14 protein-coding genes are annotated in these 13,023 nt (G+C 66.5%); 13 read left to right on the top strand and 1 reads right to left on the bottom strand.

Translation table 11 applies throughout. From position 1 onward, the window contains the following. Positions 1 to 88 precede the first annotated feature (88 nt). The 13 genes from ACTIE1_RS14910 to ACTIE1_RS14850 all read left to right on the top strand — a co-directional run bounded on the left by ACTIE1_RS14910 (position 89) and on the right by ACTIE1_RS14850 (position 11,313). Positions 89 to 676 (top strand): head-tail connector protein, encoded by a 588-nt coding sequence (locus ACTIE1_RS14910; RefSeq protein ID WP_439560513.1) that lies wholly within the window; start codon positions 89 to 91, stop codon positions 674 to 676. Beyond that, complete coding sequence (locus tag ACTIE1_RS14905) at positions 673 to 1,011, top strand: head-tail adaptor protein (protein WP_439560512.1); 339 nt, start codon at positions 673 to 675, stop codon at positions 1,009 to 1,011. Before ACTIE1_RS14910 ends, ACTIE1_RS14905 begins: the two co-directional genes overlap by 4 nt. Then, positions 1,008 to 1,424 carry a DUF3168 domain-containing protein gene (locus ACTIE1_RS14900; RefSeq protein ID WP_439560511.1) on the top strand — a complete coding sequence of 139 codons (417 nt, stop codon included), beginning with the start codon at positions 1,008 to 1,010 and terminating at the stop codon, positions 1,422 to 1,424. The genes ACTIE1_RS14905 and ACTIE1_RS14900 overlap by 4 nt, the downstream gene beginning before the upstream one ends. 26 nt (positions 1,425 to 1,450) lie before the next feature. Further along, the gene (locus ACTIE1_RS14895; RefSeq protein WP_439560510.1) at positions 1,451 to 1,864 is read left to right on the top strand and encodes a phage major tail protein, TP901-1 family; all 414 of its coding nucleotides are present in this window, start codon (positions 1,451 to 1,453) and stop codon (positions 1,862 to 1,864) included. Between the two features lie 2 nt (positions 1,865 to 1,866). Continuing rightward, entirely contained in the window at positions 1,867 to 2,181 is a 315-nt protein-coding gene (locus tag ACTIE1_RS14890; protein WP_439560509.1) for a gene transfer agent family protein, read from the top strand. Continuing rightward, positions 2,178 to 2,390 (top strand): rcc01693 family protein, encoded by a 213-nt coding sequence (locus ACTIE1_RS14885; RefSeq protein WP_439560508.1) that lies wholly within the window; start codon positions 2,178 to 2,180, stop codon positions 2,388 to 2,390. The genes ACTIE1_RS14890 and ACTIE1_RS14885 overlap by 4 nt, the downstream gene beginning before the upstream one ends. After that, entirely contained in the window at positions 2,387 to 3,046 is a 660-nt protein-coding gene (locus tag ACTIE1_RS14880) for a phage tail tape measure protein (RefSeq protein WP_439560507.1), read from the top strand. The genes ACTIE1_RS14885 and ACTIE1_RS14880 overlap by 4 nt, the downstream gene beginning before the upstream one ends. 24 nt (positions 3,047 to 3,070) lie before the next feature. Further along, a complete protein-coding gene (locus tag ACTIE1_RS14875; RefSeq protein ID WP_439560506.1) occupies positions 3,071 to 3,703 on the top strand; it encodes a phage distal tail protein, Rcc01695 family in 633 nt (210 codons plus the stop codon). Then, positions 3,700 to 4,578, top strand: a complete 879-nt coding sequence (locus ACTIE1_RS14870; protein ID WP_439560505.1) for a DUF2163 domain-containing protein — start codon at positions 3,700 to 3,702, stop codon at positions 4,576 to 4,578. Before ACTIE1_RS14875 ends, ACTIE1_RS14870 begins: the two co-directional genes overlap by 4 nt. 4 nt (positions 4,579 to 4,582) lie before the next feature. Then, entirely contained in the window at positions 4,583 to 5,029 is a 447-nt protein-coding gene (locus tag ACTIE1_RS14865; protein ID WP_439560504.1) for a peptidase, read from the top strand. A 17-nt stretch (positions 5,030 to 5,046) separates the two neighbouring features. Continuing rightward, on the top strand, positions 5,047 to 8,985 hold the full coding sequence (locus tag ACTIE1_RS14860) for a baseplate multidomain protein megatron (RefSeq protein ID WP_439563465.1): 3,939 nt from the start codon (positions 5,047 to 5,049) through the stop codon (positions 8,983 to 8,985). A 114-nt stretch (positions 8,986 to 9,099) separates the two neighbouring features. Further along, positions 9,100 to 9,402, top strand: a complete 303-nt coding sequence (locus tag ACTIE1_RS14855; protein ID WP_439563464.1) for a DUF7742 family protein — start codon at positions 9,100 to 9,102, stop codon at positions 9,400 to 9,402. Between the two features lie 84 nt (positions 9,403 to 9,486). After that, complete coding sequence (locus tag ACTIE1_RS14850) at positions 9,487 to 11,313, top strand: ABC-F family ATP-binding cassette domain-containing protein (protein ID WP_439560501.1); 1,827 nt, start codon at positions 9,487 to 9,489, stop codon at positions 11,311 to 11,313. Positions 11,314 to 11,373: 60 nt separating this feature from the next. On the opposite strand, the gene ACTIE1_RS14845 is transcribed toward ACTIE1_RS14850, so the two are convergent. Next, a complete protein-coding gene (locus ACTIE1_RS14845) occupies positions 11,374 to 12,486 on the bottom strand; it encodes an SLC13 family permease (RefSeq protein WP_439560500.1) in 1,113 nt (370 codons plus the stop codon). Positions 12,487 to 13,023: the final 537 nt, after the last annotated feature.

Here is a 13,023-nt window from a genome sequence, read left to right as displayed (position 1 = left end):
GGTGCCCCATCTCGCGCCCCTGCATATGCAGGCAGGGCGCACCGCGTGCCCCCGTTTTCATTTTGACCCTTGCGCAAAGGCTGCTGTCATGGACCTGCAAGCAACAAGCCCCATTCCCCCTGCCGCGCTGCCTGTGGCGGCGTTTCGCGATCATCTGCGCCTGTCATCGGGCTTTGCCGATGGCGTGAGCGAAGATGCGCTGCTGGAACAGTATCTGCGCGCCGCGCTGGACTGCGTCGAAGGGCGCGTTTCGCGCGCGCTGTTCCTGCGCGACTACACGCTGCGCCTGACGTGCTGGCGCGATAACTATGCGCAGGTGCTGCCCCGCGCCCCTGTGGTGGCGGTCAGTGCGCTGACCTTGCGCGACCGTTCCGGCGCGCAAACCCTTGTGCCTGCGGATCGCTACATCCTGCAAGCGGACGGCGCACGCCCGCGCATTGTGGCCGCAGGTGCCGCCCTGCCCGCGATCCCGTCGCGCGGTGCAGTGGAAATCGCGTTTTCAGCGGGGTTTGGCCCCGCATGGCCGGATATTCCCGCCGATCTGCGCCAGGCCGTGCTGCTGCTGGCCGCGCAATATTATGAACACCGCGACACTGGCGGCGCGCAGGATATGGATTTCGGCATCCGCGCCCTGCTGGAACGCTGGCGCGACATCCGCATGGGGGGTAGGGCATGAATGCGCCTGCGCTGACCCGCGCGCTGGTGCTGGAAACCCCTGTGACGGTGCCTGATGGTGCTGGCGGGTTTTCCACCACATGGCAGGCGCTTGGCACGCTTTGGGCCGATATCCGTGCAGGCAGCGGGCGCGAACGTCTGGCCACGCTTGGCCCTTCGGGCGAAGTGCGGCTGCGCATCACCCTGCGCGCGGCCCCGCACGGGTCCACCCGCCGCCCCCGCCCCGACCAGCGCCTGCGCGAAGGCGCGCGTGTGTTCCGCATTCTGGCCGTGGCCGAAGCCGACCCGCAAGGCCGCCACCTGATCTGCACCGCCATTGAGGAGGCCCCCGCATGAGCTACGCCATGGCCCCCGCGCTGCAATCCGCGATTTTCCAGCATCTGGCCAATGACGCGCCCCTGCAAGCGGCGTTGCAGGGCGCGATCTATGACGCCATCCCGCCCGCCACACCGCCCGCAACCTATGCGCTGATCGGCACCGAAGACGCGGTGGACCGGTCCGACAAAACGGCGGCGGGCGCCGAACACCGGCTGACCATTGCGGTGGTCACCAATGCCACCGGTTTTCTGGCCGCCAAGGATATTGCCGCGCGCATTTGCGATGTGCTGGCCACACAGCCCCTGCCTGCGCTGGCGCGCGGGCGTCTGGTGGGGCTGTGGTTTGACCGCGCGCAGGCGCGCAAGCTGGAAGGCAACCTGACCCGCCGCATCGACCTGCGCTTTCGCGCGCGGGTCGAAGACAACACCTGATTTCCCTTTTCCCCGGAGGTATCGCCATGGGCGCACAGAACGGCAAGGACCTGCTGATCAAGGTCGACATGACTGGTGACGGCCAGTTTGAAACAATGGCAGGGCTGCGCGCCACGCGCGTGTCCTTCAACGCCGAAACGATTGATGTCACATCGCTGTCGTCCCAAGGGGGTTGGCGCGAATTGCTGGGGGGCGCTGGCGCGAAATCGGCCAGCATTTCGGGCGCGGGGGTGTTTCGCGATGCGGGCACGGATGAACGCGCGCGCGCCATCTTCTTCAATGGCGAAACGCCCGCGTTTCAGGTCATCATCCCCGATTTCGGCGTCATTGAAGGGCCGTTCATGATTACCGGCCTTGATTACGCAGGCAGCCATAACGGCGAGGCCACATTCGAAGTGTCGCTGGCATCGGCAGGCCGGCTTGATTTCGTGGCGGCATGATCATGGCCAACCCTTTCGCAGGCGAGGTAACGCTGAGCATTGACGGGCAAACCCATGTGCTGCGCCTGACGCTGGGCGCGCTGGCGGAACTGGAAACCGCCCTGCAGGCCGACACGATTCTGGCGCTGGTCGAACGGTTCGAAGGGGGGCAGTTTTCCAGCCGTGACGTGCTGGCGCTGGTGGTGGCGGGGTTGCGCGGGGGCGGCTGGCAAGGCAGCGCTGCCGATCTGGTCAGCGCCGAAATTGACGGCGGCTTGCAGGGCGCGGCCCGCGTGGCCGCCAGCCTGCTGGCCCATGCCTTCACCCCGCCACAATGAACAGCACCCCGCCCCCCTTTGACTGGCCCGCGCTGATGCGCCTTGGCCTGCACCGGCTGCGCCTGCATCCGCGCGATTTCTGGGCGCTGACGCCGGTGGAGTTGATGATCATGCTGGGGCTGGACAGCGCCCCCGCGCCGCTGACCCGCGCACGGCTGGAAGATCTGGCCGCGCGCTATCCCGACCAAGTGAAAGGGCCACAACCATGAGCCGCATTTCCGATTTTGAAACCCAGATCGACGCGCTTGAAACCCGCCTTGGGCAGTCTGCCGGACTGGTTGCCGATTTTGACGCCGAACTGGCGCAGCTGGGCCGCAGCCTGACCTTCACGGGGCGCGAGGTTGACAGCCTGTCGCGCAATTTCGGGTCCGGCCTGCGCCGGGCTTTTGACGGGGTGGTGTTTGACGGGATGCGCTTGCAGGACGCGCTGCGCGGTGTGGCGCAAAGCATGTCGCAATCGGTCTATAATACCGCCATGCGCCCTGTGCAAAACGCCTTCGGGTCCGCATTGGCCCAAGGGGTGGCAGGGATGATGGGGTCGGTCATGCCATTCGCGCAGGGCGGCGCGTTCAGCGCGGGCCGCGTGATGCCCTTTGCCAAGGGCGGCGTGGTCAGTCAGGCGACAGTGTTTCCCATGCGCGGCGGTGCCACAGGACTGATGGGCGAGGCCGGACCAGAAGCCATCATGCCGCTGTCGCGCGGCCCTGACGGGCGGTTGGGCGTGCGCGCGGCAGGTGGGGGCGGCGGCGGCATGAATGTCACCATCAATGTCTCGACCCCCGATGTGGCGGGGTTTGAACGCAGCCAGACCCAGATTGCCGCGCAAATGTCGCGCCTGCTGGCCCAGGGCCAGCGCAACCGCTGACACCAGACAAAAGGACGCCGCATCATGGCATTTCACGACATAAGATTTCCGCCCGCGCTGAGTTTCGGGGCATTGGGCGGGCCGGAACGGCGCACCGAAATCGTGCGCCTTGCCAACGGGTTTGAAGAACGCAACAGCCCGTGGTCCGCATCGCGCAGGCGCTATGACGCGGGAACGGGATTGCGCGCGCTGGATGATCTGGAAACCCTGATCGCGTTTTTCGAGGCCCGCCACGGCATGCTGCATGCCTTCCGCTGGAAGGATTGGGGCGATTTCCGGTCCGCGCCCGCATCGGTCGCGGTCACAGCGCAGGACCAGTTGCTGGGCCATGGCGACGGGCAGACGCGCGATTTCGCGCTGCGCAAGGGCTATGCATCGGGCGCGCAGACCTATTGGCGCGCGGTCACCAAACCCGTTGCGGGCAGTGTTCTGGCTGCGGTGGGGCAGGATGCGTTGCAGGCAGGCGATGACTACAGCGTGGACACTGCGCGCGGGGTCATCACCTTCCTGCGCCCGCCCGAAAACGGCGTGGAAATCCGCGCTGGGTTCGAATTCGATGTGCCGGTGCGGTTTGACACCGACATGTTGCAAATTTCCGTGGCCAGTTTCCGCGCGGGCGAAGTGCCCAAAGTGCCGCTGATCGAGGTGCGCCTATGACCGGCCTGCACCCCCATCTGGACAGCGGCGCGACCACGGTTGCGCGCGCATGGGCGGTCACGCGCGCCGATGGTGTGGTGCTGGGGTTCACCGACCATGACACCGATCTGGCCTTTGACGGCGTGACATTTGCCGCGCATTCGGGCCTGTCGGCGCGTGCGCTGGAACAGGTCACAGGGCTGGCGGTGGACAATTCCGAAGCTGTTGGCGCGCTGACGGATGCGGGCCTGCGCGAGTCTGACATCATGGCGGGGCGCTATGACGGGGCGGGGCTGGTCATCTGGCAGGTGAACTGGGCCGATGTGGCGCAACGCCAGATCCTGTTTCGCGGAACTCTGGGCGAGGTGACGCGCGCGGGCGGGGCCTTCCGCGTCGAATTGCGCGGGCTGTCCGAGGTTCTGAACACCCAGGGCGGCCGCGTCTATCACGCGGCCTGTGCGGCGGTGCTGGGGGATGGCGCGTGCCGGTTCGACCTGAACACGCCGGGGTATTTTGCGCAGGTGCCGCTGGTTGCTGCGGCGGGCGGGGTGTTGCGTTTTGCCGCCCTGCCATCCTTCACCGCAGGCTGGTTCAACCATGGCCGCGTTCTTGTCCAAAGCGGGCAGGCGGCGGGGCTGGTGGGGCTGGTGCGGACGGACCGGACGGACGCGGACGGGGCGCGCGTGATCACGCTGTGGGACAGCATTCGCGCGCCGCTTGTGGCGGGCGATCTGGTGCGGCTGGAAGCGGGCTGTGACAAGCAGGCGGACAGCTGCCGCCTGAAATTTGCCAATTTCCTGAATTTTCGCGGCTTTCCCCATATTCCGGGCGATGACTGGATGACGGCCTATCCCCGTCAGGGCCAGCCCAATAGCGGCGGCAGGATCAGGGGCTAGGATGATGGCCCCAGCACCCCATCTGAACGCGCGCGCGCTGGCGATTGCGCGCGGCTGGATCGGCACCCCCTACCGCCACCGCGCGGCGCTATGCGGGGCAGGGGCGGATTGTCTGGGCCTTGTGCGCGGTGTGTGGTGCGCGCTTTACGGGCGTGCGGGGCCGGATGTGCCGCCCTATGTGCCCGACTGGTCCGAACCGGCGGGGGTGGAGCCGCTTTGGGCCGCGTTGCGCACCCATCTGGCCGAAGTGCCGCAGCCCTGTGACGGGCAGGTGCTGCTGTTTCGCATGGGCCCCAATGCCATGGCCAAACATCTGGGCCTGCAATCGCGCGGGGGCGCAGCATTTGTCCATGCCTGCCCGCGCGCCGGCGTGACCGAGGCGCCGCTTTCTGCCCCATGGGCGCGGCGCATCGTGGCGCGGTTTGATTTTCCCGCCCTGCCAACAGGGTGACAACGGAGTAGCTTATCATGGCAACCATAGTGCTTGCAGCGGCCGGTGCGGCCATCGGATCAGGGTTTGGCGGGGCGGTGTTCGGCCTGTCGGGCATGGTTATCGGGCGCGCGGTGGGCGCAACGGTGGGGCGCATGATCGACCAGCGCCTGATGGGGGGCGCGGGGGGCGGTTCGCAAATCGTGGAAAGCGGGCGCATGGACCGGCTGCGCCTGACCGGCGCATCTGACGGCACGCCTGTTGCACAGGTCTGGGGGCGCGTGCGGCTGGGCGGTCAGGTGATCTGGGCCAGCGATTTCGTGGAACGCAGGCGCACCAGCGGGGGCGGGGGCGGCGGGGGCAAGACGCCGCCGCAACCCACGGTGCGCAGCTACAGCTATTCGGTGTCGCTGGCGGTGGCGCTGTGCGAAGGCCCCGTTCTGGGGGTCGGGCGTATCTGGGCGGACGGGCAGGAAATAACGCCTGCGGATCTGAACCTGCGCATCTATACCGGCACCGAGGACCAGTTGCCCGACCCGCTGATTGACGCGGTGCAGGGCGCTGGGCACGCGCCTGCCTATCGCGGGATTGCCTATGTCGTGATCGAGGATCTGGCCCTTGGGGCCTATGGCAACCGCGTGCCGCAGCTTAGTTTTGAAGTGATCCGCGCCACACCTGCCGACCACCCCCAGACGCTGGCCGGTCATGTGCGCGCGGTGGCCCTGATGCCCGGCAGCGGGGATTTCGCGCTGTCCACCACGCCCGTCTATACCCAAAAAGGCCCCGCGCTGCTGAACCGCCCGAAGGAAGTGCCCGAAAACCTGAACTCCCCCACCGGGCGGGTTGACCTGCTGGCCTCGCTCGATACGCTGGCGCGCGAATTGCCGGATTGCGGATCAAGCCTGCTGATCGTGTCATGGTTTGGCGATGATCTGCGCGCGGGGGACTGCCGGATCGAACCCAAGGTTGAATATTCCGACCGCGTGGCCCCTGCCGCGCCGTGGGTTGTTGCAGGGCGCACAGCCGCGCAAACCCCGCAAGTGCCCCGCGTGGACGGCAGGCTGGTTTACGGGGGCACCCCGTCAGATGCATCGGTGCGTCAGGCGATTGCGGCGCTGAAGGCGCGCGGGCAGAAGGTGGTCTATTACCCGTTCATCCTGATGGATATCTTGCAGGGAAATGCCCTGCCGGACCCGTGGTCGGACGCGAGTGCGCAGCCGCATTTGCCATGGCGCGGACGCATCACCACCGCCAAGGCCGCAGGCCAAAGCGACAGCACCGACGGCACAGCCGCAGCGGCGGCCGAGGTGGCTGCGTTTTTCGGCACCGCGTCGGCCAGCGATTTCGCCATTTCCGGCAGCAGTATCAGCTATTCCGGCCCATCCGAGTGGCGCTACCGGCGGTTCATCCTGCATCAGGCGGCGTTATGCGCGGCGGCGGGGGGTGTGGATGCGTTTTGCATCGGCTCGGAAATGCGCAGCCTGACGCAAATTCGGGGCGCGGACAACAGCTTTCCCGCCGTTGATGCCCTGATCGCCCTTGCCGCCGAGGTGCGCGCCATCCTTGGGCCGGATGTCAAGCTGACCTATGCCGCCGACTGGTCGGAATATTTCGGCTATATCACGGCGGACGGGGACCGTTTCTTCCATCTGGACCCGCTTTGGGCCGATGACACTATCGATTTTATCGGCATCGACAATTACATGCCCCTGTCGGACTGGCGGGACGGGACCGACCATCTGGATGCGCATTGGGGCGATGTGCATAATCTGGCCTATCTGAAGGCCAATGTCGCGGGCGGCGAGGGGTATGACTGGTATTATGCCAGCGACGCCGACCGCGCTGCACAAAACCGCACCCCGATTGTCGATGCGTCCGGCTGGGCCGAGGACTGGATCTGGCGCACCAAGGATCTGGCGGGCTGGTGGGGCAATGACCACCATGACCGCGTGAATGGCGTGCGCAGCGCCCAACCCACGGCATGGGTGCCGCGGTCCAAACCGGTCTGGTTTACCGAATATGGCTGCGCCGCGATTGATCGGGGCACCAACCAGCCCAATGTGTTTGTCGACCCCAAATCCAGCGAGAGTTTCGTGCCGCATTTTTCGCGCGGCTGGCGTGATGACGCCATCCAGATGCAATATTTCCGTGCAATGGGCGAATACTGGGCCGATCCCGCGCATAACCCTGTGTCGGAAATCTATGGCGGGCCAATGGTCGATATGTCGCGCGCGCATGCATGGGCATGGGATGCGCGGCCTTATCCGTGGTTTCCGGGCAATCGGGGCTTGTGGTCGGACGGGGCGAATTGGGCGCGCGGCCATTGGCTGACGGGGCGCGCAACGGGCCAGCCGCTGGATGCGGTGATTGCGGCGATCTGTGCGCAGGCCGGTCTGCGGGATGTGGATGTGTCGCGCGTGCATGGCGTGGTGCGCGGGTTCGCGGCCCCGTCCACGGACAGTGCGCGCGCGATGGTGCAATCGCTGATGCTGGCATACGGGGTCGAGGCTGCGGAACGCGACGGCAAACTGGTGTTTGCCATGCGCCATGGCCGCGCGCAGGCGCGGCTGACGCGCGATGATCTGGTGCAGGGGCAGGCGGGGGATCTGACGCTGCTGCGCGCGCCACAGGCCGATCTGACAGGGCGCATCCGGCTGGGCTATGTCGAGGAAGGCGCGGATTTCGACCTGCGGCTGGCCGAAGCGGCGTTTCCCGATGACAGTGCGCTGCGCGCGGCGGGGTCCGACCTGCCGCTGGTCATGACAGCGGGCGAGGCGCAGTTGATCGCGCAGCGCTGGCTGGCGGAATCGCGCGTGGCGCGCGACACGGCGCGGTTCGCGCTGCCCCCCTCCAGCCGTCTGGGCGCGGGCGATGTGGTCGCGCTGGACCATGATGACGGGCCGGATGTGGTGTCGGGGCTTTGGCGGATTGACCGCGCCACATTGTCCGACGCGAGAGAGGTCGAGGCCACCCGCGTGGAGCCGGACCTGTATGGCTGGGGCGACACAGACGGCGCGCGCGAGATGCTGACAGGCTATGAAGCGCCCGCGCCGGTGCAGGCGCTGTTTCTGGACCTGCCGCTGATCACCGGCGAGGAAGTGCCGCAGGCCCCATGGCTGGCGGTGACCGCGCAACCCTGGGGCGGGGCGGTGGCCGTGCACCGCGCGCGTGCCGCTGGCGCGTTTGATCTGGAGGCGGTGATCGGGGCGCCGGCACGCGTGGGGATCACGCAAACCGCGCTGTTTGCCGCGCCGGCAGGGATATGGGATCGCGGGCCTGCGCTGCGCGTGCATATGCTGTCGGGAGAGTTGGACAGCCGCGCGCCGCATGATGTGCTGGCGGGGGCAAACGTGATGGCCATAGGGGCGGGCGGGGATTGGGAGCTGTTCCAGTTTTCCGAGGCGGAACTGGTGGCGCCCGACACCTATGATCTGCGGCTGCGGTTGCGCGGCCAGCAGGGCACGGACGGGGTGATGCCGCAGGTCTGGCAGGCAGGCGCGGTGGTGGTGATGCTGGACGACCGGCTTGCGCAGCTTGGCCTGCCGCTGGACGCGTTGGGGCTGGAGCGCAGCTACAGGATCGGGCCTGCCAGCCGCCCGCTGAGTGATGCCAGCCATCGTGACCAAACTGCGGTGTTTGCAGGCGTGGGGCTGCGCCCCTACCGGCCGGTGCATCTGCGTGCACAGGTGCAGGCGGGGGGCGATGTGGCGATCACCTGGGTGCGGCGCACGCGGCGCGGTGGCGATGGCTGGGGGGCGGCGGATGTGGCGCTGTCGGAAGTGGCCGAACGCTATGCGCTGCGTGTGGTGCAGGGCGGGCAGGTGCTGCGCGAACAGCTGGTGGACAGCCCGGCCTGGAGCTACGCACTGGCCGCGCAGCAGGCCGACGGGGCAGGCACGTCCTTCGGGGTCGAGGTGGCGCAACTGTCCGACATCGTGGGCGCGGGGCCATTCGCGCGGCTGGATGTCACGCTGTGACCCGCAGCGCCATCCGGCCCCCGCGCAGATGGCCCACCCGCCCGCCCCGCTGTGGCACATGCGTGCCACAGCTTGCCATCCGCGCGCGGGCCGGATGGCGCTGCGGGTCCGGTGATGCGTGAAATCACCCATGGCGATATGCACGCGGCCGCCTGCGTCTTGCTGGCGTGCCCTTGCGGTGACTGGCCGCAGGTGATGGCGGGGTTGCTGGCGGATGCGCATAGTGCGGATTGCTATCGCAAGCATTCGGGGCGGGTGCATCCGCGCCTTGGCAATGGCACATTGATGGCTGTGGCACTGGCGCGCGCGCCTGATGCCGCTGCCAGCCGTGCGCGCCCGTCCGCGCCGCGCTATCAACAAGCGCTGGCTTGCGTGTTGTCCGCGCTCGAACTGTGGCGTGCGGCGCGGCAGGGGTAGGGCGCTGCACTGCCCCTTTCCCCCGTGCGCGCCAATCGCAAATTTCCGCTTTTCCCTGCGCGCGCACGCGCCTATACCGCGCGCATGGCACAAGCACCCCTTCTTCAGTTATCCGGCATTTCCCTGACCTTCGGGGGGGACCCCGTTTTTGACGGGCTTGATCTTGTGGTTCAGCCCGGCGACCGTGTGGCGCTGGTGGGGCGCAACGGGTCGGGCAAGTCCACCCTTTTGAAGGTCATGGCCGGTCTGGTCGAGGCGGATCGCGGGGCGCGCGCCCTCTCGCCCGGGGTGTCGGTGGGCTATATGGAGCAGGACCCCGATTTTTCGGGTTTTGCCACATTGGGGGCCTATGCCTGTCAGGGGCTGGACCCGGCCGAGCATTACAAGGTCGAAATGGCCGCCGAAGGGCTGGATTTCAACCCCGATCTGGACCCCGCGCGGGCCTCGGGGGGGGAACGGCGTCGTGCGGCACTGGCGAAACTGCTGGCCGAGGCGCCGGAACTGATGTTGCTGGACGAGCCGACGAACCATCTGGATATTTCCGCCATCGGCTGGCTGGAGGCGCGGCTGCGCGAAACGCGCGCGGGGTTTGTGCTGATCAGCCATGACCGCGCCTTCTTGCGGGCCTTGACGCGGGCAACATTATGGGTGGATCGCGGGCAGGTGCGCCGGCGAGAGGCCGGATTTGACGGGTTCGAGGACTGGCGTGACAAGATCTGGGCCGAGGAGGACGAGGCCCGCCACAAGCTGAACCGCAAGATCAAGGCCGAGGCGCGCTGGGCGGTCGAGGGGATCAGTGCGCGGCGCAAGCGCAATCAGGGGCGCGTGCGCGCGCTGGCGGCGCTGCGCGATGAACGGGCCAGCCAGATCAAGCGTCAGGGCGTGGCCGCCATGGCGCTGGAAACGGCCGCGCCGTCGGGCAAGCTGGTGGCGGAGTTGGACGGCGTGACCAAAGCCTATGACGGGCGGGTGATCCTGCGCGATTTTTCCTTGCGGGTCATGCGCGGGGAACGTGTGGCCTTTGTCGGGCCAAATGGTGTGGGCAAGACCACGCTGTTGCGGCTGATTACCGGCGCGGAAGATCCCGATAGCGGCACCATCCGGCGCGGCACCAATCTGGAAACGGCGATATTCGACCAAAGCCGCGCGCAGCTGGACCCTGATGCCAGCCTGTGGGAAAACCTGACGGGCGACCCGTTGATGCGCGTGTCGGGGCAGGCCGATCAGGTGATGGTGCGCGGCACGCCCAAGCATGTGGTGGGCTATCTTAAGGAATTCCTGTTCGATGAGGCGCAGGCGCGCGCGCCCGTGCGGTCGCTGTCGGGCGGCGAGAAGGCGCGGCTGTTGCTGGCGCGGATCATGGCGCAACCGGCCAATCTGCTGGTTCTGGATGAACCGACCAATGATCTGGATGTGGAAACGCTGGACCTGTTGCAGGATTTGTTGGGCGATTTTGACGGCACCGTGCTGTTGGTCAGCCATGACCGCGATTTCATTGACCGTGTGGCCAGCACGACGCTGGTATTTGAAGGGGCCGGTCAGGTGACGGCCTATGCCGGTGGCTGGTCGGATTATGTCGCGCAGCGCCCGGAGGGCACGGCGCGCGCGGGCGGCGCGCAGGCGGGCAGTGCGCCCCGCAGCGTCGAGAAGGGCAAGCCGCGCGCGAAGCAGGAGCAGCGCAAGACGGCGCTAAGCTATACCGAGGCGCACCGTCTGGAAAAACTGCCTGCCGAAATCGCGCGTCTGGAGGCCGAGATCGCAAAACTGACAGAATTACTGTCAGATCCTGCGCTTTTTACCCGCGAGCCGTTGAAATTTCGCAAGGCGACCGAGGCCCTGACCGAACGTCAGGAGAAGCTTGCCGCCGCCGAGGAGGATTGGTTGACACTGGCCGAGAAGGCCGAGGGGTAGCGCCGTCCGGTGTCTGCCCCCATGCGCTTGCCCGCAGCGGCAGCCCGATCAGGCGGTGTGTCACATGGCCAGCAGCCCCGCGCCCATGGCAAGGCTTGCAGCGAAGACCGGAACCGACCACAGGTGGAACTCGCGCCAGATCCCGCGCTGATGGCCCAGCCGCAACGCGATCAGATTGGCAAGCGACCCGATCGCCAGACCAAAACCGCCGACATTGACGCCCCAGGCAAGGGCGCGCCAGTCATCGGTGAACGGGGCCAGAAAGATCGCGGCGGGCACATTCGACATGCCCTGTGACAGCACTGCGCCGATGGCATAGGCCCCGCCGCGCCATTCCATGGACGCCGTGGCAAGCGCTGCAACCGCAGGCAGTTGGCCAAACAGTCCCAGATTTATGAACATGAGCACGAAGACCAGCAATAGCGGCCAGTCCACCCCGCGCAGCACATCCCGAAAGGCAAGGGCAAAGGCGGCGGTAACAACGCCTGCCCCGATCACCGCGCCCCCTGCATTCACCGCAAGCAGGAACACCGGATACGCCCCAAGCGAGACCAGCATCAGCGGCCGCCGCACTGCCATCCGGTCCGGCGCAGCCTGCAACGCCAGCCGGACCCGATTGAAGCCCAGCGGAACAAGGGCAAGCACCAGCACCAGCATGGAACCGGCGATGGGAAGCATGGCAAATGTGAAGTCCCAAAACCCCACGCCGGACCGTTGCCACAGGAACAGGTTTTGCGGATTGCCCACAGGCGAGAGTGCGGAGCCTGCATTCACTGCAAGCGCCTGAAATATGACCAGCCGCGCCACTGGCAAAGCAACAACCCGCGCCAGCCCGAGGGTCAGCGGCACGGTCACGAAAAGTGCGACATCATTGGTCACAACCGCTGATAGCAGGGCCGCGAATACCACAAGGGCGCATGCAAGGCTGCGTGCGCTGCGCAACCTTGCAAGCACCATGCGCCCAAGCCGGTCAATCAGCCCCGACAGTTCCAGCCCGCGGCTGAGCACCATCAACCCTGCAAGGGCCGCGACTGTTTTCCAGTCAACAAGCCGGACCAGATTGTCCGGCGCTGTCGGAACAGCCCAAAGCAGGACCGGCAACAGGCCGGTCAGGACCACCAGTAGCCATTCTGCCACCAGCCATGTCCCTATGCGCCGCAAGGTATAGATCATACGCTCAAGGATCGTGAAATGACGCCCAAGTCAATTCCGATCATGTGGCGCGCCTGCGCAGTGGACGCGTTCGGCCCTTGTTCGGGCGTGGCCTTCGCGCGTGCGACTGTGCGCATGGTATTTTTTGACTGGTTCCCGTGCAAAACAGCCCGCGCACCGGCGGCCCCCCGAACGCGGGATTCCCTGTTGCGCTTCTTGAAACGAGGTTGTAACCCTCTCAAGCTGAGCGGTGATGTTGTTTCTGCTTTACATCAAGGATCATGAGATCCCAAGGCGCCTTGCAGGCAGTCCTTGTGCGGTAGCCTGCAAGAATGCCCCTGTAGTTTGACCACCCGGCGCGACGCGCTGCGCGAGGATGTGCAATTTCGTATTCACGCGACATGCTTATTGGTTTGCATGTTCCATAAGCTCGAAACCGGTTCCCACCTTTGAGCAACATGCTCTTGTCCCTTGCCGTTTCAGCTGTCGGGCGGGCAAGGGCGTGTTCGGGCCGCGTTGCCCCCCACATAAGAACCACGATTTTTGCGGATAGTTCAT

It is taken from the genome of Roseinatronobacter sp., assembly GCF_051859525.1.
In the GTDB taxonomy this organism is placed as follows: Bacteria; Pseudomonadota; Alphaproteobacteria; order Rhodobacterales; family Rhodobacteraceae; genus Roseinatronobacter.
The sequence above is the reverse complement of the archived record's forward strand: the minus strand, read 5'-3'. Positions and strand labels throughout refer to the sequence as shown.